A 20,995-nucleotide genomic window follows, 5' to 3' on the forward strand; every position below is an offset into this window, starting at 1 on the left:
AAATTCATCAACTTGTCCAACAGATCCACATCCACCCGGATCGACTGATCCGCGACACTGCGCTTCGACACCCCGTCCTCGGGCGCCACCTCCCCACCCGGAGCCGGCGCCGGCTTCCCCGCCGGCGCCTTCGCACCAGAAGGCGGTGCCGCGGCAGCGGCGGGCGGCGGCGCGGGAGTGGGCGCGGGAGTGGGCGCGGCAGGAGCGGGCGCGGGAGGAGCGGCAGCCGGAGCAGGCGCAGGAGCGGCGGGGGCAGGAGCCGGGGCGGCGGCCTTGACGACGACCACCGGCTCGACCACCACGACCTCGACGGCCGGCGGCGGGTCGACGACGGTGCCCGGCACGGCCGGCGGCGCGGCATCGGGCACGGGAGCGGCAGCGGCGGGAGCAGCCGGAGCAGCGGGAGCAGCGGGAGCAGCGGGAGCAGCGGCGCGAGCGGGGGTGGAGGCCGGCCCGTCGGTGATGCAGGCATTCACGGCGGCGATCACGCCCGAGTCGTCGCCCTCCAGCTCCTGCCCGTGCTCCTCGATCTCCGACAGCAGGCCACGGACCGTGTCGACCATCCGCAGCAGCGCGTCGGTCGTCGACGGCGTCATGCCCTGCGCACCGTCCCTGAGGCGGGACAGCAGCGACTCACCGACGTGGGTCACCTTCTCCAGACGGTTGAACGCCAGGAAGCCCGAGGTGCCCTTGATCGTGTGGATGGTGCGGAAGATCGACGACAGCAGCTCCCGCGATCCCGGTGCCGCTTCGAGCGCCACCAGGTCCCGGTCCAGCTGGTCCAGGTTCTCGTGTGATTCGACGAGAAACTCCTGAACGATGTCACCCAAGTCGCTCACGGCCAGGCTCCCTTCAGCCCTCACCGGGACAAACCACGCGTCGGGTCGCGGCCGGGCGAAGCCCCCGGAACCGGCCGAACTCACAGGGACAATCGGCACGTTCGGGTGCCGGTCAAGGAGATTCGTTGCGTTAGGGTAAGCGGATCGTCACGCAGGGTGTTGCAGCTCCGCCGGGCGTGGTCCGCCCACCGGATCGCGGCGCACCAGGGTCGCCTGCCGGATCAGCCGGCGCGACGTGCTGAGCTTCGGCTCGCAGGTGACGAGGGTGAGCAGCGGCCCGGCGCCGGGCGCGGGCGGCGCGAGCACCTCGCTCTGCTCCGGCCGCACCACGCGCGCCTCGACGACCCGGTAGACGAGCCAGGTGTCGCGGGTCTCGACCACGACCGGCGCGCTGACCTCCAGCTCGTCGAGGTCCCAGAAGACGCCCGGATAGCGGTGCGCGGCGATGCCGGCGTTGCCGGTCTCGCCGAACGCGGCGGTGCCGGGGATGTGGCCGGGGCCGCGCATGAGGTGCGCGTCGTCGGACCCTTCGACCACGAAGAGCTTCAACCGCAGCGTCGGTACGTGCAGCACCGCCACCGGACCGTCATCACCGCGCGGCCCGCCCCCGAGCGCCATCGGGGCGGGCGGGCGCCGGCCGGCGGCCTCCGCGGCGGCGGTCACGGCCGCGTCGGAGCGCCGGGCCTGCGAGGCCCACTCGGCGGCGAGCCGATCCTGCGCCGCGTGAACGGCGCTGACCCGGCCCCACCAGCTCCAGGCCGTCACGCCACCGGCGGCCACGCCGGAGGCGAGCAGCAGGACGGCCGCGACCAGGAGCAGGCGGGTCGTCCGGTCGCCACGCCTGCCGGTACCCACAAAAGGACTATAGGCCTCGAAATTCGGGCAGAAAGCGCTTCGCTCGCCATTCGCACCCAAGGGTGCAACCGGTCCGCTACCCGTGTCCTTCTGAATGGAAGCGTGAGGATCTGGCTGTGGTTCTTGGCGTGCGCCGCCGTGGCCTCCGCCGCGACCGCCGCCGCGCACCCGGAGGGCTTCGGCGCGGTCTGGGTCACGGTGCAGGCCGCCTGCTTCGTCGCCGCCGTGATCGGGCTGCGCCGGCACCGGCCGGGCCCCGCCGCCGTGTACTGGCTGCTGGTCGCAGGCGTCGGCACCTCCACCGTCACGACCGCCGTCATGACCGCCGCCCCGGCGCTGAGGCCGGCGGGCGAGGCGGGCTACCTGCTGTGCTACCCGCTGACCGGCGTCGCGCTGTGGCTGCTCGCCCGCCGCCTGCGGCCGTGGTCCTCGACGCGGCTGCTCGACGCCGCCATCGCGCTCATCGGCATGGCGCAGCCGGCGTGGGCGTTCGTGCTGTACCCGCTGCTGTCCCGGTCCGGTCTCGACCAATCGACCATCGTCGGCGTCACCGGCATCGCCGTCTGCGACCTGCTGGTCGTGTCGATCCTGCTGCGGGTCGCGTTCGCGGTCCGCCCCGGTGTCGCGTCCGGCCTGCTCGTCGCCTCGACCGCGGCGATGCTCCTCACCGACGCGGGCTACGTCATCATGTACGTGTGGGGCCGCGGCGGCGCGGTCGTCAGCTCCGTGACCTCCGTCGGCTGGCTCACGTGGAGCTTCCTGCTCGCCGCGGCGTGCCTGCACCCCGGCATCCGCGACGTGGGCGAGGGCGCCCGCACCACCGACGAGAGCGCCACCCCGATCGGCGGCTTCATCGCCCTTGCCGTGCTCGGACCGGCCGTCCTCATCGCCGACATCGCCCTGCACCGCGGCACCGGCGCGTGGTCGCACGCCCTCGTCCCGGCCGTCCTCACCGCGGCGCTCATGGTGCTGATGGTGCTGCGCCTCGGCGGGGCGCTGCGGGAGCGCACCTCGCTGCAGCGGGAGCTGGCGTTCCGCGCCCAGCACGACGCGCTGACCGGCCTGGCCAACCGGGAGGAGTTCCGCACCCGGCTCCAGGCCGGGATCGCCGCCGAGGCCGGCATCGGCCTGCTCATCGTCGACCTCGACGGGTTCAAGGACGTCAACGACACCCTCGGCCACCCCGCCGGCGACGAGCTGCTGCTGCAGGCCACCGCCCGGCTGCGCGCCATCGCCGGCCCCGGCGACCTGCTCGCCCGGCTCGGCGGCGACGAGTTCGCGGTCGTCTCCCCCGACCTGGCCGGCCTCGACGCCCTCGCCGCCCGGTGCGTCGCCGACCTGGCGTGCCCGTACCTCGTCGACGGCCGCGAGCTGCGCCTCACCGCCAGCGTCGGCGTCTACTCCGGCTCACCCGCCAGCACCGGCGAGGCGCTGCAGAGCGCCGACCTGGCCCTCTACGCCGCGAAGGAGGCCGGCCGCAACCGCGCCGAGCGGTACGACCCCAAGCTGCGCGCCGCCCACCTCGCGCACGCCGCCCTCGCCGACCAGCTGCGCGCCGCGGTCGACGGCGCGGCCGGCTTCGCCGTGCACTACCAACCGGTCGTCGACGTCCACACCGGCCGGATCGCCGCCGTCGAGGCACTCCTGCGCTTCACCGCCCCCGATGGCTCGGCCGTCTCCCCGGTACGGTTCGTGCCCGTCGCCGAGGAGACCGGGCTGATCTGCCGGCTCGGCGCCTGGGTCCTGGAGCGCGCCTGCGCCGACGCCCGCGCCTGGCACGCCGCCCACGGCATCTCCGTCACCGTCAACGTCTCCGGCCGCCAGCTGCGCGACCCCTCGTTCGCCGACGACGTCCTCGCCACCCTCAAGCGCACCGGCCTGCCCGGCGCCGCCCTGGTCCTGGAGATCACCGAGACCGTCCTCGTCACCGCCACCGTCGAGGAGACCGCGGCCGTCAGCCGCCGCCTCGCCCGCCTCCGCGCCCACGGCATCCGCATCGCCATCGACGACTTCGGCACGGGCTACTCCTCCCTGGCCTACCTGCGCACCCTCCCCATCGACGTCCTGAAGATCGACCGCGCCTTCGTCGCCCGCGTCGCCGACCGCCAGGAGAAGGCCCTCTTCCGCGCCGTGGTCGAACTGGCCCGCAGCATGTACCTGCAGCCCGTCGCCGAAGGCGTCGAGACCGAACAGCAGGCGGCCGCACTCCGTGAGCTGGACTGCGGCCACGCCCAGGGCTTCCTCTTCGCCCGCCCCATGCCCGCCCCCGCCCTCCAGGCGGTGCTGACCGCCCAGCTCACCGCGGCCCCGTGACCCGCCACCGCCCAGGCGAGGAACCGGACTGACCGGCGGGCAAGGGTCAGGTCTTGCCGTCCTGTTCCTGGGCGGCGTGCAGGGTGGAGGAGTGTGGGACCCAGTCGGCGAGGTGGACGGGGTGGCCGAGCTTGCGCAGCTTCGTCACCACCTCCGGGTCGTCGTCCACGACGATGGCGATCTGGGACTCGCGGGCCAGGAGGGACAGCTGGGCGGCCTTGAAGTCCTTGGCGGGGCGGCGGTCCCGGGCGGGGCGCATGAAGAGCAGGTCGGCGGGGAGCCCGGCGTGGCGGAGCCAGGCGTCGGTCACCGGGCGCAGCTGCTCGGGGCGGCCGGTGAGCCAGACGAGGACGTGTTCGGCGGCGTGCCGCAGGGCCAGTTCGACGCCTTCGGGGAGGACGGGGTCGCGGTCGGCGGCGGCGAAGAAGCGGGCCCAGTCCTTCGGGCGCTTGTCGAGGTGGCGGAGGCGGTGCCGGACGTCGGCGACGACTCCGTCGATGTCGAACACGGCAAGGGTCGCGTCGCGCTGCGCTGGCGTGTCCACCGGGACATCATGCCCGGCCGGTTCGGCCCGCGTCACTCCGGAAACGGGAGACAACAGGAATTTCTGGAATGCCGGTTTCACCCCGGAGGAAGTATGCCAAGCCGACGTTTCCGCAGCTCAACCGGCGTAGTCTTCGGACCGGGCGAGGTAGGTCGCGGCAGAGCGGCCAGCAGGGGACGACGACCCAGCGTGGCGATGGCCCCACCGCGCCGATCGAAGGAGGTGTCCGCTTGATGCGGATCATGTTGGCCGGCCTCCGGGTCGCCCGAGTGGAAGCCTACGACCATGTGGCCGCCTGAGGCGGAGCGATTCGCGGACCGGACGGCCGCGGGTCGCTTGCTCGGCACCGCCGTCGCCGCGCACCTGCGGCAGCTCGACATGACGCAGGCCCCGCTGGTGCTCGCGCTCCCCCGGGGCGGAGTCCCCGTCGGGTACGCGGTGGCGGAGACCGTCCACGCCGACTTCGACCTCATGGTTGCCCGGAAGATCGGGCTGCCGTGGCAGTCGGACCACGGGGTGGGCGCCATCGCCGAGAACGGGCCGCCGGTGTTCGACCGCGGCGCGCTCGCGTGCGCCGGGCTGACCGTCAGCGACCTCGCGCCCGCGGTCCAGCGGGAGCGGGTGGAGCTGCGCCGCCGGCAGGAGCGCTACCGCGGGTCACAGCCCGCGGCGGAGGTGACCGGACGCGTGGTCATCCTCGTCGACGACGGGCTCGCGACCGGGGTCACCGCGCGTGCGGCGGTCCGGGCGCTGCAGACCCAGAAGCCCGCCCACATCGTGTTCGCGGCGCCGGTGTGTGCCGCGGAGTCGGTCGACCTGCTCGCCTGTGACGTCGACGCGGTCATCGACATCCACTCGCCGCGGGAGTTCCACGCCCTCGGCCTGTACTACACCGATTTCACCCCGGTCACCGACACGGACGTCGCCGACATCTGCGCCGCGGCCTGGAGCGCCATGAAGGTTCCCACGCCGGTCTGAGGGGCGGCGCCCCGACATAAGTTCGCTGGAAGCATCGCGAGGACGCTCTATCCGCCGCCAGGGGGTTTAACCCACCGGGGGCGGGTAGAGCGTCACCCCATGAGGGCGAGTCTTGCGGCAACCGTCGAGGTCCGCGGCGATGCGACCGTGGTGCACGTCGCCGGGAGCCTGGGCGTGAGCACCGCGCCGGTGCTGCGCACCACCGTCCTGGAGTGCCTCGCCGCGGAGCCCGCGCTCATCGTGCTCGACGTCGCGGAGCTGCGGACCCACGAAGACGTGGCGCTGACCGTGCTCCCCGCCCTCGCCCAGCACGCCGCGGCCTGGCCCGGCAGCGCGGTCAGCATGGCGGCCGCCCCCGCGCCGCTGCGGCACGCGCTGGACCGGATGGCCGTCGCGCGGCAGATCCCTCTCTTCGCGACCACCGACGCGGCGATCGCGCACGGCGGCGCCGGGGCGCCCGGCGGCGAGCCGCCCATGATGCGCGTCCGGCTCCAGCCGATGCTCGACGCCACCGCCGCGGCGCGGCACATGGTGGACCGGGCCTGCCGGCTGTGGGGGGTCGCCCGGCTCGCCGATCTCGCCGAGCTCATCATCACCGAGCTGGTCAGCAACGGGGTGCGGCACGCGGGCACCGAGCTGGAGGTCCGCGTCAGCCTGCGCCGCCACCAACTGCACCTGTCGGTGCGCGACGGCAGCCACGCCCTGCCTGTCCGCGGCTCGTCCGACGACACCCTCGCCGAGGGCGGCCGCGGGCTGCTCGTGGTCGAGGCGCTCACCGAGCGCTGGGGCTGCACCCCCGTCCCCGACGGCAAGGTCGTCTGGGCGACGCTGCGGGCCTGAACCGCGCCGGCCATCAAGACAAAGGCGACCTCGCACGCGCAGGAAAGGTCACCCACGACCTCACCCTTTCGCATATTCATTGGCAATTCCCCCGTGCGTACAGTGACCGGGAAAGCAATTCCGCCCGGTTCCACGACCGCACGCTCAACCGCGAATCGCTTGCTGCGCAACGCGATGGGATAGGGGGGAGTCTCCACCATGGAGACAATGCCCATATATGAAGACCGATTTGAATCGGCACTTTCACTGGAATCCTGGCGCGAAGGAGACGAGGAGATCCTGCGCCCCTCCGGAGTGCTCGACCACGCGGCGAGCCTCGACCTGCGAATCCAGCTCAACCAGCGGCTCGACGCCGGCCGGGTACACCTGACCGTCGACCTGTCGCGGCTGCGGCTGCTGGACTGCGCCGCCGCCGACACGCTGCTGCGCGCCCAGCTGGAGGCCCAGGAGCGCGGCGGCGGCCTGCGGACCCCCGGCGCGTCGGACCTGGTGCTGGACGTCCTGGAGATCATCGGGGCGGCGAAACGCCTGCGCGCGTACGACGACCCACCGGTCGGCGCTCCGCCGCCCGTACACGATGAGGAAGAGCCGCAGAGCCAGTGGACGACCGTCAACGAGCTGCTGCGCCAGGCGGCCACGATGGACGTCAAGGACGCCCGGCGCGGCGCGCTGCGGCAGCGGGCGATCGAGCACAGCCTGCCGCTCGCCGACCGGCTGGCCCGCCGGTTCCACGGGATGGGCGAGTCGCCCGCCGACCTCAGCCAGGTCGCCGCGCTCGGGCTGATGAAGGCGATCGACGGCTTCGACCCCGACTACGGCACCGACTTCGGCGGGTACGCGACGCCGACCATCGTCGGTGAGCTGAAGCGGTACTTCCGCGACAAGGGCTGGGGGGTGCACGTGCCCCGGCGGCTCCAGGAGCTGCGGATCGAGATCAACCGGGTGCGGGACACGCTCGGGCAGCGGCTGGGGCGCTCGCCCACGCCGCGTGACGTCGCCGACCATCTCGGTGTCGCCGAGGACCAGATCCTGGAGGCCCTGGTGGCCTCCTCCGCGTACCGGCCGGTGTCGCTGTTCGCGCCGCTCGGCGGGGACGACGACGCGGGCACGCTCGCCGACGTGCTCGGCGACGACGACCGCGACATCGACGGCGTCGAGTTCCGCCAGGCGGTGAAGCCGCTGATCGCGCGGCTGCCGGAGCGGGAGCGGCGGATCCTGTCGCTGCGCTTCTACGGCAACCGCACCCAGGCGCAGATCGCCGCCGACCTCGGTATCTCCCAGATGCACGTGTCACGGCTGCTGTCACGGACCCTGGAAGGACTACGCCGGGCGCTCCTGGACGGTTGAGATCACGACGCGCCGGGTAGGAGGCGGCGTGTCTGAAGGGGGAATCGTGACGGAGCTCCACATGGTGGAGATCGCCGCTGTCCTGCGCCAGCTCACCGCACGCCTGATCGCCAGCGACGACCTCGACGAGGCCCTCGAGGACCTCGTCGAGACCGCTGCCGACCTGGTGGACGGGGCGTCGTGGTGTGCGGTCACCCTGGTTCGGGCCGGGGGGCCGTCGACCGCCGCCGCGTCGCCCGAACTGCCGGCTGAGCTCCACGACAGCCAGTACCACAGCGGCACCGGCCCCTCGATGGAGGCGATCCGCACCCGTGACCTCATCGTCAGCGCCGACCTGTCGTCGGACGACCGCTGGCCGGGGTGGCGCGAGCACGCGATCGCGGCCGGGGTGCACGGTGTGCTGACCGTCCCGGTCGACATCGACGAGCAGGTCATCGGGGCCTTGACGGTGTACGCGGCCCAGGCCGGCCGCATCACCGGAGACGCGGGCCTGACGGCGATGCTCATCGCCGAGCACGCCGGGCTGCTGCTCGCCGCGGCCCTCGACCGGGGCCGGCAGGCCGACCTGCACGCGGAGCTGACCGAGGCTCTGGCCGACGGCGAGACCGTCAACCGGGCCATCGGGATCATGATGGTGCAGCGGGCCTGCTCGTCCGAGGCGGCGCTGGAGGTGCTGCACGGCACCGCGAACCGGCTCGGGCTGCCCCTCGCCACGGTCGCGCAGCGCCTGGTCGAGACGGTCGAGCGCCGCGCGACGGTGGCCTAGGAACGGGTGGCCTAGGAACAGGTGGCCCGGAGACATACGGCCGCACCGGCCCGCCATCCTTGGCGACACCGGTGCGGCCGAGCTCGTGCTGGTTCAGACCGTGAGCGTCCAGCTGTTCAGATAGCCCGTGTTGCCCTTGTACGAGTCGCGCACCCGCAGCTTCCAGGTGCCGTTCTTCAGGCGGCTGGAGAGGTTCACGGTGTAGGCGGCGTCGAGGTTGCGCGCCTTGTCCTTCGAGCTCGCGGCCTTGAGGCGCTTGACCGAGCCGTTCGGCGCGATCAGCTCGACCACCAGGTCGCCACGCTTGGCGTGCACGACGTGCACCTCGACGCGGGCCTTCGCCGACGCCTTGCCGGCGCAGCCGCTGACCACGACGGCGGTGGTGACGGTCCCGCGGTCGCGGATCGTCGAGCCGGCCGGGTTGGTCCGCACGTTGCACGGCGCGACCGGGGCGGGCGCGGCGACCACCGCGACCGGCTGGGTCACTGGCTGCTGGGTGACGGGCTGCTGCACGACGGGGGCCGGACCGGTCACGGCCGGGGCCTGCAGCAGGCGGTCCGGCGAGCCGGTGCCCGGGTTGCCGACGACGTTCGCCACCGACGAGGCCAGCAGCGCGGTCTGCACCTCCGCGGGGGTCGCCGACGGGAACGCCGACAGGTAGAGCGCCGCGGCGCCGGTCACGTGCGGGGACGCCATCGAGGTGCCGCTCATGATCGCGGAGCCGGCGTCGCCGCTGTTGCTGGCCGAGGTGATCGCGACGCCGGGCGCGAACAGGTCGACGCAGGCGCCGTAGTTGGAGAACGAGGCCCGGTTGTCACTCGAGTCGGTCGCGCCGACCGTGATCGCCTCGCCGGTGCGGGCCGGGGAGACCCCGCAGGCGTCGACGTTCGCGTTGCCGGCGGCGAGCACGTAGGTGACGCCGGAGGCGACCGAGTTGCGCACCGCCTGGTCGAGCGCGGGGCTGGCGGTGCCGCCGAGGCTCATGTTGACGACCGCCGGCTTCTGCGCGTTGGCGGTCACCCAGTCGATCCCGGCGATGATCCCGGAGTACGTGCCGGAGCCGTTGCAGTCCAGGACGCGCACGCTGACGATGTTCACGGACTTCGCGACGCCGTACGTGCTGCCGCCGACGGTGCCCGCGACGTGGGTGCCGTGGCCGTGGCAGTCGCTCGCGTCGGTGTCGTTGTCGACGAAGTCGTAGCCGGACCGGGCCCGGCCGCCGAACTCGCCGTGCGTCAGGCGGACGCCGGTGTCCAGCACGTACGCGGTGACGTTGGCGGCGCTGCCCTGGAACGTGTAGGTGCCGTCGAGCGGGCGGCTCGCCTGGTCGATGCGGTCCAGCCCCCACGGCGCGCCGGCCTGGCTGCCTTCCAGCGAGACGGTGCGGTCCTGCTGTACGTACTCGACGAGCGGGTTGGCGGCGAGCCGCTTGGCGCCGCGCTCCGTCAGCTGGGCCGAGAACCCCTTCAGCGTGCTGCCGAACGAGCGCTTGACCTGCCCGCCGAAGCGTTCGGCGAGCCGGCTCGCGCTGCTGGCCGTGTCGCTCGCCGCCACCGTGTCCTTGAGGACGACGATGTACCGGTCGCGGATCGCCCCCGGCTTGCCCGCGTCGCGGATCCGCCCCTCGGCTGGGGCAGCCAGGGCCGGAGTACCGGCGGCCACGACACCGGCGGCCGCGACGGCGGCGACGAAGGTGGCGCGCAGGGTGCTTCGCATCTGGCTGGGCCCTCCCGAACGTGGTGACGTGTGTGCTTCACCAAGGTTCGGGAGCGGGCGGTGCGGCGCCGGTTCACCACCGGTTGCGGTGCGGTTGCCCGTTACCCGTGGCTATGCCGGCGACGGGCTGGCGTCCCTCAGGAGGTTGGAGACCCAGACGGCGTACGTCTCAAGGGGTGTCCTAGTGGGACAGGCAGTTGATGGTGGCCAGGAGGCTGTTCAAGGGGCGGCCGTGGGTGAGTTTGGTGTCGGCCAGGGACAGGCCGTGGACCGAGGTGGCGTGGGGAGCGTTGGCGCTGTAGAACACCACGGGCAGGTCCGCGGTCGCCTGGTTGCCGCGGAACAGGTCGAGCAGCTCGTCGCCGTCGACCCGCGGCAGGTGCAGGTCGAGCACGGCGACGTCGAAGTGCGGCTGATCCGCCGCGACGTCGAGCGCCTCCTGCGGCGTGGCGGCGGTGATCACGTGGTGACCCCCGATCTGCAGCCGGATCGCGGTGGTCTCGCGGATGTCCGCGTCGTCGTCGACGAGCAGCACTCGTGCCATGGCAGCAGGGTTCCCTTCCCGACGGGTCGCAACCGTCTCATCGGTTGCCTCATCGGTCGGAGAACCCCGCTACGTGAACCAACTCGCGTCAGGAGCTCGACCTGCGGCGGCGCATCACGATCACGATCACCACGACGGCGATGATCACCACGACACCGCAGCAGCAGGCGCCGATGAGGCCGCCGCCGCTGGTCTTCACCTTCGGCTTCTTCTTCGCCAGCTCGCCGGTGACTTCGAGCACCGACGGGTGGAGGTAGCTGACGACGTACGCGAACAGTGCGGTCATCCCGTCAAGGTAACCGGTTCTGTCACGCTCGTATCCAGGCTGTGGTGTCGGGTGGCAGACTCCCGTCCGCGGCGAGGTCGCCGCTGGCGAGCAGGACCTCACCCGGCGGCAGCGGGGCGGGCACCTGTCCGAAGTTCGTGATCACCCGGATCCCGCCGTTGCGGAAGTCGACCAGATCGTCGGCCGTGTTCCACTCGAGGACGCCGCGGCCCAGCTCGTACGAGCGACGCAACCGCAACGCCTCGGTGTAGAGCGACAGGGTCGAGCCCGGCACGCCGCGCTGGGCGTCCGCGGCGAAGCGGCCCCAGTCGGCGGGCTGCGGCAGCCACGACGCGCCGGTCGGGCCGAAGCCGAACGACGGCGCGTCCGCCTCCCACGGCACCGGCACCCGGCAGCCGTCGCGGCCCCGGACCTCGTGCTTGGAGCGGAACCAGGTCGGGTCCTGCCGCGCCTCGTCGGGCAGCGTCGTGTGCTCCGGCAGGCCGAGCTCCTCGCCCTGGTACACGTAGGCGGAGCCGGGCAGCGACAGCATCAGCATCGTGGCGGCGCGGGCCCTGCGCAGGCCGAGCGCCTCGTCGGGCTGCGGGTCGCCGACGCCGATGCCGCCCTGCGTGCTGTAGCCGGGCTCGAAGCCGAGGCGGGACGCGTGCCGCACCACGTCGTGGTTGGACAGCACCCAGGTGCAGACGGCACCGACGGGGGTGACGCCCGCGATCGACTCGGTGATCGCGGCGCGCTGGTCGGCGGCGGTCCACGGGGCCATCAGGTAGTTGAAGTTGAACGCCTGGTGCATCTCGTCGGGGCGGATGTAGCGGGCCATCCGCTCCGCCGGCGACACCCAGGCCTCGCCGACCATCATCCGGTCACCGTCGTAGGAGTCCAGGACCCGCCGCCACTCGCGGTAGATGTCGTGGACGCCGTCCTGGTCCCACATCGGCGGGGTGCGGTGCTCGGCGCCCGGGCTGGTGATCGGCACCTGCGCCTCGACCCAGTCGGGCAGGCCGCTCTCCTTGATCAGGCCGTGCGCGACGTCGACGCGGAAGCCGTCGACACCCCGGTCGAGCCAGAACCGCAGCACGTCGACGAACATCTGCCGGACCTCGGGAAGGTCCCAGTTGAGGTCGGGCTGGCTGGTGTCGAACAGGTGCAGGTACCACTCGCCGTCGGGGACCCGGGTCCAGGCGGGGCCGCCGAAGACGCTCTGCCAGCCGTTGGGCGGCAGCTCGCCGTCGGGGCCGAGGCCCTTGCGGAAGTGGTACCGCTCCCGCGCCTGGCTGCCGGGGCCCGCGGCGAGCGCCTCCTGGAACCACACGTGGTCGCTGGAGGTGTGGTTGGGCACCAGGTCGACGACGACCCGCAGGTTGCGGGCCTTCGCCGCGGCGACCAGGGCGTCGAAGTCCGCAAGGGTGCCGAACCGGGGGTCGACGTCGCGGTAGTCGGCGACGTCGTACCCCGCGTCGTGCTGCGGCGAGGGGTAGAACGGCGACATCCACAGCGCGTCGACACCCAGCTCGGCGAGGTGGTCGAGGCGCGACGTGATGCCGCGGAGGTCCCCCATACCGTCGCCGTCCGCATCCGCGAACGAGCGTGGGTAGACCTGATAGATCACGGCATCACGCCACCAGACCAGCGAACTCACCCCTTGACTCCTCCGGCCAGCAGGCCGCGAACGAAATACCTCTGCAGTGACAGGAACACGATGATCGGGATGACCATCGAGACGAACGCCCCGGAGGTCAGCCGCTGCCAGTCGTTGCCCCGGGTGCCGGCCAGCTCGGCGAGCCGGACCGTCAGCGGACGGGTGTCCGGACCGGACGTGAACACCAGGCCCACCAGAAGATCATTCCAGATCCACAGGAACTGGAAGATCGTCAGGGAGGCGAGCGCCGGCGTGACGAGCGGCAGCACGATGCGCCGGAACGTCATCGCCGGGCCGGCGCCGTCGACCCGGGCCGCCTCGAACAGGTCCTTCGGCAGCTCCGACATGAAGTTGTGCAGCAGGAACACGCCGAGCGGCAGGCCGAAGCAGGTGTGCGCGAACCACACGGCGAAGAAGCCGCCGCCCCACTCGGTGTAGTCGCCGAGCAGCTGCAGCAGCGGGATGAGCGCCATCTGCAGCGGCACGATCTGCAGCGTGAACACGCCGATGAAGATCCAGTCCCGGCCGCGGAAGTTGAGCCAGGACAGCGCGTAGGCGGCCATCGCCGCCAGGCTGACCGAGAACACCACGGCCGGCACGGTGATGACCAGCGAGTTGATGAAATAGCTGGCCAGCCGGCCGGAGCTCGCCGAGGTGCCGAAGACGACCTCGTTGTAGTTGTCCAGGGTCAGGCTCGGGTTGCTGAAGAACTTCCACCAGCCCGTGGTCTTGATGTCCTCCTCGGGCCGCAGCGACGAGACGAACAGCCCGAACGTCGGGATCGTCCAGACGATCGCGATGACGATCGCCACGGCGCTGGCCACCCGGGAGGTCAGCTTGCGGCGGACCCGGGCGGCCATGGTGTCCCCGTCGCCCTGCCCGCTCTTGTAGAGCGGGCTGGTCTCGGGGGCGCCCGTGGTCCCGGCCTTGGTCACGTCCTTGTTCTTGTCCTCGTTCTTGTCGAGGGAAACGTCGCTCATCGGATCTCCGCTCGCTTCCGCAGCTGCCGGACCTGGTAGGCGACGACCGGCACGACGAGCAGGAACAGCACGACGGCGAGCGCGGCACCGCGCCCCTCACCGCTGGGGTCGTCGCTGAGCCGGAAGGCCTGGTTGTACATCTCGAAGGCGAGCACGCTGCTCTTGAAGTTGCCGTTGGTCGACGTCCGGACGATGTCGAAGACCTTCAGCGTGGCGATGGTGATGGTGATGGTGACCACCACGACCGCCGGCCGGATGCTCGGCATCGTGACCTTCCAGAACATCTGCCACGGGTTGGCGCCGTCGAGCTTGGCCGCCTCGACGATCTCGGCCGGGATCGCCTTGATCGCGGCGGACAGGATGACCATCGCGAAGCCGGCCTGGATCCAGATCATCATGACGATCATGTAGAAGGTGTTGCTCGGCGAGCTGGTGAGGAACTGCTGGGGTTCCATGCCGAGCCACACGAGGATCTGGTTCAGCAGGCCGATCTGCTCCTGGTCCGCCTCGCGGAACGCGTAGACGAACTTCCAGATGATCGTGGCGCCGACGAGCGAGATCGCCATCGGCATGAAGATGAGCGACTTGGCGATGCCCTCACCGCGGGCCTTGTCGACCAGCACGGCGTAGATCAGGCCGAACGCGGTCGCGAGCAGCGGCACGCACACCACCCAGAACAGGGTGTTGCGCAGCATGATCAGCGTGTCGTCGTTGGTGACGATCCAGGTGTAGTTGTCCAGCCCCACGAAGGAGCCGCGGGAGTTGTTGTAGAACGACAGCGTGACCGTGCGGACCAGCGGGTAGAGCAGCCCGACACCGAGCAGGACGAGCGCGGGGCCGAGGAAGCCCAGCATCTGCAGCCGTTCCTTGCCCTTCCCCCATCTGGGCAGGATGTCGAGCACGAACAGCAGTCCGCCGACGACGGCGACGAAACCGCCGATGAACAGCAGGGCCGGCCAGATCTTGGCGACGTCTTCGGAGAAGTCATATTCCATAGGGGGTCCTCCGACCGGCCGGCCCCGGCGCTGCTGCCGCGGGTTCGCGTAGTTCGCAGCGCCGGAGCCGGACCTCAGTTCACTTACTTGGGCCAGGTGCTTTCGATGTAGTCCAGCGTCGCCTTGGTGTCCTTGGTGCCGTTGATCCAGTCGGTCATACCGGTCCAGAAGGACTTCGAGCCGACCGCGGCGGGCATCAGGTCCGAGCCGTCGAACCGGGCCACGGTGGCCGGGTCCTGCAGGATCTTCACCGACAGCTGGTCGATCGTGCCCTTGACCAGGCTGACGTCGAGGTTCTTGTTGGCCGAGATCCAGTCACCGAGCGCGGCCTTGCTGTTGGCCCACTCGGCGGAGGCGAGGTAGGTCTGCACCTTGACGACCTCGTCGCGGTCGGAGAACGCCGAGACGAACTCGCCGGCGACCAGGACCGGCTTGCCCTTGGAGGGGTCCACGGCCGGGAAGTAGAAGGCGAACACGTCGCCGTCCTCGGCCACGTTCGTGCCCTTCGCCCACTGGTTGGAGTAGAAGTTGGCCTGGCGGTGCAGACCGCACTTCTTGTCCTTGACCGGCAGGCCACCCTCCTGGAACGAGGTGGTCACGATGGTCTTCGGGTTGCCCACGTACTTGGGGTTCTTCAGGATCGACGCGGTCCGCTCGGCGGCCGAGACGATGCGCGGGTCGTTGAACGGGATCGTGTGGTTGACCCACTGGTCGTACACGTCCGGACCCTGGTCGCGCAGGACGATGTCCTCGATCCAGTCGGTGGCCGGCCAGCCGGTCGCGTCACCGGACTCGATGCCCGCGCACCACGCCTTGATGCCGGTCGCCGCGATGTCGTCGGAGAGCTTGATCATCTCGTCCCACGTGGTGGGGACCTTGTAGCCCTTCTCCTTGAACAGCTGCGGCGAGTACCACACCAGCGACTTCACGTTCGCGCCCAGCGGCACGCCGTAAACCTTGCCGTTGACGGTGGCGTACTTGGCCCAGTCCTTCGACCAGTTCTTGTCGAGGTTGGCCTTCACCGGCGCGGGCAGCTCCTTGAGCTGGTTCTTCGTCGCGAACGAGGCCAGCAGGCCCGGCTGCGGGAAGACCGCGATGTCTGGCGGCTGACCTCCGTCGGCGCGCACCTTGATCTGGGTCTCGAACTCGCCGGACCCCTCGTAGTCGATCTTGATGTTGGTGCACTCTTCGAACTGCTTCCACGAGTTCGTCAGCTTGGTGGCTTCGGCGTCGCGGATCGTCGCGTAGATCGAGACGGTCTTCTTCTTGTCGACCTTGTATTGCGCGTAGGGCGCGCACTCGGGCTTGTCGGCGCTCGTAGAGCCGGTGTCGCCGGCATCGTCACCGCAAGCGGCGGCGATCATTGCCAGCGCGGCCACACCGGCGAGCGCGAACGCCCGACGCCGCCTCGAAAGGACAGCCATGGTTAGCCTCCTTTGGCTTGACCCGGTCCGGGCGAACAGCTCCGCCCACGTACCGGTGTGCTGTGTCACTCGGATGTAAGCGTTTGCAAGGTCGGTTTGTCGAGTCCTTCGGGACTATTCATCGATAACGAGTTCGCAACACGGCGGACATATTGCTGTTGCCGTCTGTGTTGCTAGCCTCCCCGTGTGGCCGACGTTCCCGTGCCCGTGAGCATGGAGGACGTGGCCCGGCTGGCCGGGGTCTCCACCGCCACCGTGTCACGCACCCTCCGAGGGCTGCCCAATGTCTCCGACGAGACGCGCGACCGCGTGCTGCACGCCGCGGCGTCGCTGTCGTACGTCGTCTCACCGATCGCCTCCCGCCTCGCGAGCGGCCGCACCCACACCGTCGGGGTGATCGTCCCGTACGCCGCGCGCTGGTTCTTCGGGCAGATCGTCGCCGGCGCCGAGTCCGTCCTTCGCGAGCACGACCTCGACCTCCTGCTGTACAACCTCGGCGACGTCGCGGCCCGGCAACGCTTCTTCGGCCAGCTCCCGCTGCGCCGCCGCGTCGACGCCGTCCTCGTGGTCGCCATGCAGTTCAGCGACCCCGAGCTCGCCGACCTGCGCAGCCTCGGCGTCCCGATCGTCGCCGTCGGCCACGACGTGCCCGGCGCCGGCTGCGTCCGCATCGACGACGTCGCCGCCGCCACCTCCGCCGTCCAGCACCTCCTCGGCCTCGGCCACCGCCGCATCGGCATGATCTCCACCTACGCCGACCAGGCGATGTTCCTTCCCGTCGCGCACGAGCGCCGCCGCGCCTACCTCGACACCCTCGCCGCCGCCGGCCTGCCCGTCTGCGACGAGCTCGTCATGTCCGTCCCGCACGGCCTCGACGGCGGCGAACAGGCCATGCGCCGCCTCCTCGCCCTCCGCGACCCACCCACCGCCGTCTTCGCCGAGTCGGACGAACTGGCCTTCGGCGCCCTCTCGGCCCTGCGCCGCACCGGCCGCCACGTCTCGGTCATCGGCTTCGACGACCACGAACTGAGCGCCCTGCTCGACCTCACCACCGTCCGCCAGCGCGTCTTCGAGCAGGGCGTCCTCGCCGCCGGCATGCTCCGCCGCGCCATGACCGTCAGCGACTGGACCCCCGAAGAGCTCCTCATGCCCACCACCCTCGTCCTGCGCGCCTCGACCTGGCCGGTCGCGGTTAGGACTGCCCGGACCGGGTAGCTCGCGGGCCGTTGGAATTCCTTCGGAAGTACTTCAGGGGGTTAGTGACATGACCGAGATGCCGGTGACCTGGGAGCAGCCGGACGACGAACTCGAGGACCTGGTCGGCCCCGACACCGACCTGTTGGACCAGGAGCCGGAGCAACCCACACCGACGGACTTCTTCTGGGAGGACGACGAGGAGTAACGCACCGCACAGGCCGGACGGGGGTATCTCGTTTTTGGGGCCCGGCGAGGGCGTGCTAGAGTTTCCTCCGTTCAGCCAGGCGCCGCTAGCTCAACTGGCAGAGCAGCAGACTCTTAATCTGCGGGTTGTAGGTTCAAGTCCTACGCGGCGTACAGCACCAAAGGCCCAGGCCACGGCAGTCACGCCGAACCTGGGCCTTTCGCGTTGTCGAGGCCGTACAGCCAAGGTGGGTACCGATGCTCCTTCACCGGGTGGACGGCGGCACGTCGAACTTGCCGGCGATCGCCGATTCGATGAGCCGGTCCACCACCACCCGCGCCTCTGCTGGCCTGCCGCTAGATTCTTGGCCAGTTGGCTCGACAGTAGCGCCAGGATCTCCCGCATCTGCTGAGGGAACTCCGCAAACGGGTATAGCGAGCCAGCGACCGATCTCAAATGCTCGCCGTTCTCGGAGCGCAGCATTCCAATGACGAACGGGACCGGCACCATCACGACTTCAAGTTGCTCGTCCAGGTGGCTTAGCACCCCGAAGCCCGCATAGTTGTCATCGGCGAAGGCGGCGCCAACCATGCGCGCTGCCAGGGGCAGTGTGCGCCAGAGCGTGACGACCAACTCGCGCGAGGCCTGCAACTCCTCGTCCGTTGAGTCGAGAACGGTCTGGAACATGTTCGGTAATGCCAGAAACTCGGCAGCGTCGAACAGGCCCAACGCAGGCCCCTCCAACCACGGACCAGCACCGAGGATGGTGTGACGGCGCGCGTTGGGCGCGATGCCTGCGACACGCTCAACCACCTCCGCTTCCTCCTCAGTGACATCCGCGTCTTCTCCGAACTTCGTCGGTGACGGCTACACCGTTTTGGCTCGCGTGAGTCCGAATCCCGTCGAAAAGATCGGCGAGCGATTTCTGCAAATAGGCAGCGAACCCTTCCCGAACTGACGCAACAGGAATAGGGAAGCCTTCCAGCCATAGCAGGACGCGCAGTACCTCCTCGTTCTTGGTGTGCTTACGCCAGCGAAGCAGGACCAGGAGCTGCTTGTCGGTACCCTCCGGGTACGCCCACACCGGAGTCTTCCCGCGGTACCCGACGCAGACTAGCCGCGGGACCAAGCCCCGCCTACACAGCTCCCCCAGCATCCACTGACTCAGGGAACAGCCATTCTCGGCCGCGACACGGATTAGGAAGAACTGTCGATCTGGCCTACCTCGACCTGCTGCTCGTACATGCTTGGATCCTGCCGCAGAAGCACCCAACAAAGGCAACGCCAACCTCACGGCCGTAAGCACCCTTGGAAAAGTGCCCTTAACTTGCATACGCGCGCAGGACCCTTGATGGGCGACCATCCAGCACGAATACCTAGGACATCTGGGCGAGTGCGGATCAGGCCTCGCGGGTAAGCAAAGGAGTAGAACCATGAAGCAGATTCTTGCCGTCCTGGCGGGCTGGCTCGCCAGAGAGGCGACATTGGAACTGGCGCTACGTCAGGGTCTCGAACGTTGGCTCGCGGCCCTGTTGTCGTATCTGGCCGGCGCGGGCGCCTCAGCGCTCGTGCCGCGCTTCTAGCGGTAAAGGGCTCGGGATCGAATATGAGTGCGCCGACAGCAACAGCGACAGCGCCGAACTACGCCGTTCCGACGCAGGACGGTGTCGCGACCGGGCAGCATCGCACGCAATCAGCCGAGGCAGCGATATTGGAAATTACCAATCTATGGGCGTAGCAGTTACCGCGAAGCCGGCACGGGGGCCGGTGCGAGGTCAGTTCGGGGCGTGGGTCTGGTCCAGCGGGTGGAGGGCGGCCGCCGGGGCGGCCTCGGGGGTCTGGGCAGGCGGGTCGGCGGGTGTGTCCGGGGTGGGACGGCGTGCGGTGTACCAGAGGTAGCCCAGCAGCACCGCCCAGGTCAGGATGCTGAGCGTCAGGTAGGTCCAGTCGGTGGTGCGGCCGCCTCGGAACCAGACGTCGACGAACCACAGCAGGGTCGTCCAGGCCACGTTGGCCGCGACGAACAGGTTGGTGACCAGGCGGGGCAGCACGGTGAGCAGCGCGCCGAGGACGACGTACAGCAGGGCCATCATGGCGTACGAGCCCTGGTAGATGGTCGGGTCGGTGCCCGGGTAGCCGGGGCCGAACAGCACCAGGGGCCAGAAGGCGAGGGTGATCCCGGCGACCAGCGCCATGATCTTGAGGCGGGGGACGTCAAGCACGCCCGCCAGGCGGCGGCGGAGGGCGGGGACGGCGGGCACGACCAGGGCGAGGGTGAAGAGCCCGAGGCCGAAGAGGACGAAGGACATCTCCTCCGCCCGGAGGAGCCCCGTCCGCCCGGGGCCGGCCAGCCGCGGTTCGGTGAGGGAGCGGCCGAACAGCGTCAGGTAGTTGGTCCACTTGTTGTGCAGGATCTCCGCGAAGGTCAGCTCGCCGTAGTTCTGCCTGATCAGCTCGCCCAGCGTGCGGTTGTCGCCGGTGAACGCCGGCTGCCACTGGCCGGCCAGGTGCCACTTCAGCAGCTGGTCGCCGGGCGGGTCGACCAGCTTCTGGTACGCCGTCCACGGCAGCTGCATCAGCAGCCCGAAGAGCGCGAGCAGGCCGACGTGCTGCCACGAGGGGCGGTGGCGGCGCCACAGGAGCAGCAGGCCGATCGGCAGCAGCGTGAACACGACGCCGCCGTGCGCGAGCATGCCGGCGCCGGCCGCGATGCCTGCGAGGGCCCACATGGACCGGGTGGGCCGCGTGAAGAACAGCAGTGCGAAGGCGGTGAGCGTCATGCTCGCGGCGAGCAGCTTGGGCCAGACGAAGACGCTGTTGAACACGAAGAAGCCCGTGAAGACGAACATCGTGAGCACGACGACGAGCCGGTACCCGCTCAGGCGCAGGGCCCGCAGCATCGCCCACACCGCCGGCACGCACAGCACCTGCAGCAGCACCGTGACGGTGTGGTAGCCGAGGATGTGCAGGGCGCCGGGGTGGGTGAGCGGGTTCTGCATCAGCACGACGGCGGACTGCAGCGGCGGCCGGGCGCTGCCCTGCCACTGCCAGACGGGGGTGCGCGGGTGGCGGTCCAGCACGTGGTCGGCGAAGTACTGCGGCAGGACGTTGTCGCCGGTGAAGCCGGAGAGGTAGCAGGCGTTCTCGAGGCTGCGCTGGTCCGGGAAGACCGTGCAGCCGAAGGTGGCGGTGACGAGGAAGAGCGTCAAGAGGAACAGCAGGACCAGCGGCGCGGCGACGTCGACGTCCCGCAGCAGCTGGCGGTCGCCGGGCCGGGCCAGCAGCCGCGCGACGGCGGCGAGCGCGAGCGCCGCGGTGAGGTAGCTGTAGGCCGTCCCGGCGGTGCCGCTGGCCAGGTAGATCCAGACGGCCGCGTAGCTGACGACGGCCCCGACGACCCCGGCGACGGGCACCACGAGCCACCGGGCGATGAGCTCCCGCCGCGCCAGCTCGATGCCGACGACGAGCCCGGGCGCGAGCAGCCAGATGGCCTGCACGAGCAGCAGCACCGGTGAGAACAACCCATTGGCCATCGAGGCGGACTCCCC

At 70.5% G+C, this 20,995-nt stretch carries 19 protein-coding genes and 1 tRNA gene; 9 read left to right on the plus strand and 11 right to left on the minus strand.

Going from position 1 to position 20,995, the window contains the following annotated elements; all coding sequences use genetic code 11:
- Together ACFY3L_RS47220 and ACFY3L_RS47225 are read right to left on the minus strand one after the other, a co-directional pair.
- Nucleotides 1–839 (minus strand): Hpt domain-containing protein (locus ACFY3L_RS47220; protein WP_389340177.1); only part of this gene is annotated, 839 nt, incomplete at its 3' end.
- A gap of 147 nt (nt 840–986) precedes the next feature.
- Complete coding sequence (locus tag ACFY3L_RS47225) at nt 987–1,694, minus strand: class E sortase (protein WP_389340179.1); 708 nt, start codon at nt 1,692–1,694, stop codon at nt 987–989.
- Between the two features lie 102 nt (nt 1,695–1,796).
- Here ACFY3L_RS47225 and ACFY3L_RS47230 point away from each other — a divergent pair, with 102 nt between their 5' ends.
- Nucleotides 1,797–4,007 (plus strand): putative bifunctional diguanylate cyclase/phosphodiesterase, encoded by a 2,211-nt coding sequence (locus ACFY3L_RS47230; RefSeq protein ID WP_389340181.1) that lies wholly within the window; start codon nt 1,797–1,799, stop codon nt 4,005–4,007.
- Nucleotides 4,008–4,053: 46 nt separating this feature from the next.
- Here ACFY3L_RS47230 and ACFY3L_RS47235 read toward each other — a convergent pair whose 3' ends face one another.
- Nucleotides 4,054–4,551, minus strand: coding sequence for a hypothetical protein (locus ACFY3L_RS47235; RefSeq protein ID WP_389340183.1), 498 nt, complete (start codon nt 4,549–4,551; stop codon nt 4,054–4,056).
- A gap of 285 nt (nt 4,552–4,836) precedes the next feature.
- Between ACFY3L_RS47235 and ACFY3L_RS47240 the strand changes: the two genes are divergently transcribed.
- The 4 genes from ACFY3L_RS47240 (at nt 4,837) to ACFY3L_RS47255 (ending at nt 8,482) form a co-directional block, all read left to right on the plus strand.
- Nucleotides 4,837–5,529: a phosphoribosyltransferase gene (locus tag ACFY3L_RS47240; RefSeq protein ID WP_389340185.1), complete on the plus strand. Its 693-nt coding sequence runs from the start codon at nt 4,837–4,839 to the stop codon at nt 5,527–5,529.
- A 99-nt stretch (nt 5,530–5,628) separates the two neighbouring features.
- Entirely contained in the window at nt 5,629–6,369 is a 741-nt protein-coding gene (locus ACFY3L_RS47245; RefSeq protein ID WP_389340187.1) for an ATP-binding protein, read from the plus strand.
- Nucleotides 6,370–6,576: 207 nt separating this feature from the next.
- Nucleotides 6,577–7,716 (plus strand): SigB/SigF/SigG family RNA polymerase sigma factor, encoded by a 1,140-nt coding sequence (locus ACFY3L_RS47250; protein WP_344512419.1) that lies wholly within the window; start codon nt 6,577–6,579, stop codon nt 7,714–7,716.
- A 46-nt stretch (nt 7,717–7,762) separates the two neighbouring features.
- Nucleotides 7,763–8,482 carry a GAF and ANTAR domain-containing protein gene (locus tag ACFY3L_RS47255; protein ID WP_389340189.1) on the plus strand — a complete coding sequence of 240 codons (720 nt, stop codon included), beginning with the start codon at nt 7,763–7,765 and terminating at the stop codon, nt 8,480–8,482.
- A gap of 93 nt (nt 8,483–8,575) precedes the next feature.
- Here the strand turns inward: ACFY3L_RS47255 and ACFY3L_RS47260 are convergent, their stop codons facing one another.
- The 7 genes from ACFY3L_RS47260 to ACFY3L_RS47290 form a co-directional block, all read right to left on the minus strand.
- A complete protein-coding gene (locus ACFY3L_RS47260; protein ID WP_389340191.1) occupies nt 8,576–10,198 on the minus strand; it encodes a S8 family serine peptidase in 1,623 nt (540 codons plus the stop codon).
- A 181-nt stretch (nt 10,199–10,379) separates the two neighbouring features.
- Nucleotides 10,380–10,742: a response regulator gene (locus ACFY3L_RS47265; RefSeq protein WP_389340193.1), complete on the minus strand. Its 363-nt coding sequence runs from the start codon at nt 10,740–10,742 to the stop codon at nt 10,380–10,382.
- Between the two features lie 88 nt (nt 10,743–10,830).
- Nucleotides 10,831–11,028: a hypothetical protein gene (locus ACFY3L_RS47270; protein ID WP_389340195.1), complete on the minus strand. Its 198-nt coding sequence runs from the start codon at nt 11,026–11,028 to the stop codon at nt 10,831–10,833.
- Between the two features lie 22 nt (nt 11,029–11,050).
- Complete coding sequence (locus ACFY3L_RS47275; RefSeq protein WP_389340197.1) at nt 11,051–12,667, minus strand: glycoside hydrolase family 13 protein; 1,617 nt, start codon at nt 12,665–12,667, stop codon at nt 11,051–11,053.
- Nucleotides 12,664–13,527: a carbohydrate ABC transporter permease gene (locus ACFY3L_RS47280; RefSeq protein WP_389340347.1), complete on the minus strand. Its 864-nt coding sequence runs from the start codon at nt 13,525–13,527 to the stop codon at nt 12,664–12,666. Before ACFY3L_RS47280 ends, ACFY3L_RS47275 begins: the two co-directional genes overlap by 4 nt.
- A gap of 116 nt (nt 13,528–13,643) precedes the next feature.
- Nucleotides 13,644–14,642, minus strand: a complete 999-nt coding sequence (locus ACFY3L_RS47285) for a carbohydrate ABC transporter permease (protein WP_389340199.1) — start codon at nt 14,640–14,642, stop codon at nt 13,644–13,646.
- An 83-nt stretch (nt 14,643–14,725) separates the two neighbouring features.
- Nucleotides 14,726–16,066, minus strand: coding sequence for an ABC transporter substrate-binding protein (locus ACFY3L_RS47290; protein ID WP_389340201.1), 1,341 nt, complete (start codon nt 16,064–16,066; stop codon nt 14,726–14,728).
- 186 nt (nt 16,067–16,252) lie between these two features.
- On the opposite strand from ACFY3L_RS47290, the gene ACFY3L_RS47295 reads away from it, so the two are divergent.
- From ACFY3L_RS47295 to ACFY3L_RS47310, 4 genes are all read left to right on the plus strand, one after another.
- Nucleotides 16,253–17,281: a LacI family DNA-binding transcriptional regulator gene (locus ACFY3L_RS47295; protein ID WP_389340203.1), complete on the plus strand. Its 1,029-nt coding sequence runs from the start codon at nt 16,253–16,255 to the stop codon at nt 17,279–17,281.
- A gap of 49 nt (nt 17,282–17,330) precedes the next feature.
- A complete protein-coding gene (locus tag ACFY3L_RS47300) occupies nt 17,331–17,468 on the plus strand; it encodes a hypothetical protein (protein ID WP_389340205.1) in 138 nt (45 codons plus the stop codon).
- A gap of 79 nt (nt 17,469–17,547) precedes the next feature.
- Nucleotides 17,548–17,620: transfer RNA gene (locus ACFY3L_RS47305), tRNA-Lys, on the plus strand.
- Nucleotides 17,621–18,880: 1,260 nt separating this feature from the next.
- Entirely contained in the window at nt 18,881–19,030 is a 150-nt protein-coding gene (locus ACFY3L_RS47310; RefSeq protein ID WP_389340206.1) for a hypothetical protein, read from the plus strand.
- Between the two features lie 192 nt (nt 19,031–19,222).
- Here ACFY3L_RS47310 and ACFY3L_RS47315 read toward each other — a convergent pair whose 3' ends face one another.
- The gene (locus ACFY3L_RS47315; protein ID WP_389340207.1) at nt 19,223–20,980 is read right to left on the minus strand and encodes a hypothetical protein; all 1,758 of its coding nucleotides are present in this window, start codon (nt 20,978–20,980) and stop codon (nt 19,223–19,225) included.
- Between the last annotated feature and the right edge of the window lie 15 nt (nt 20,981–20,995).

Origin of the sequence: Dactylosporangium sp. NPDC000521 (genome assembly GCF_042898305.1) — a bacterium.
In the GTDB taxonomy this organism is placed as follows: domain Bacteria; phylum Actinomycetota; class Actinomycetes; order Mycobacteriales; family Micromonosporaceae; genus Dactylosporangium.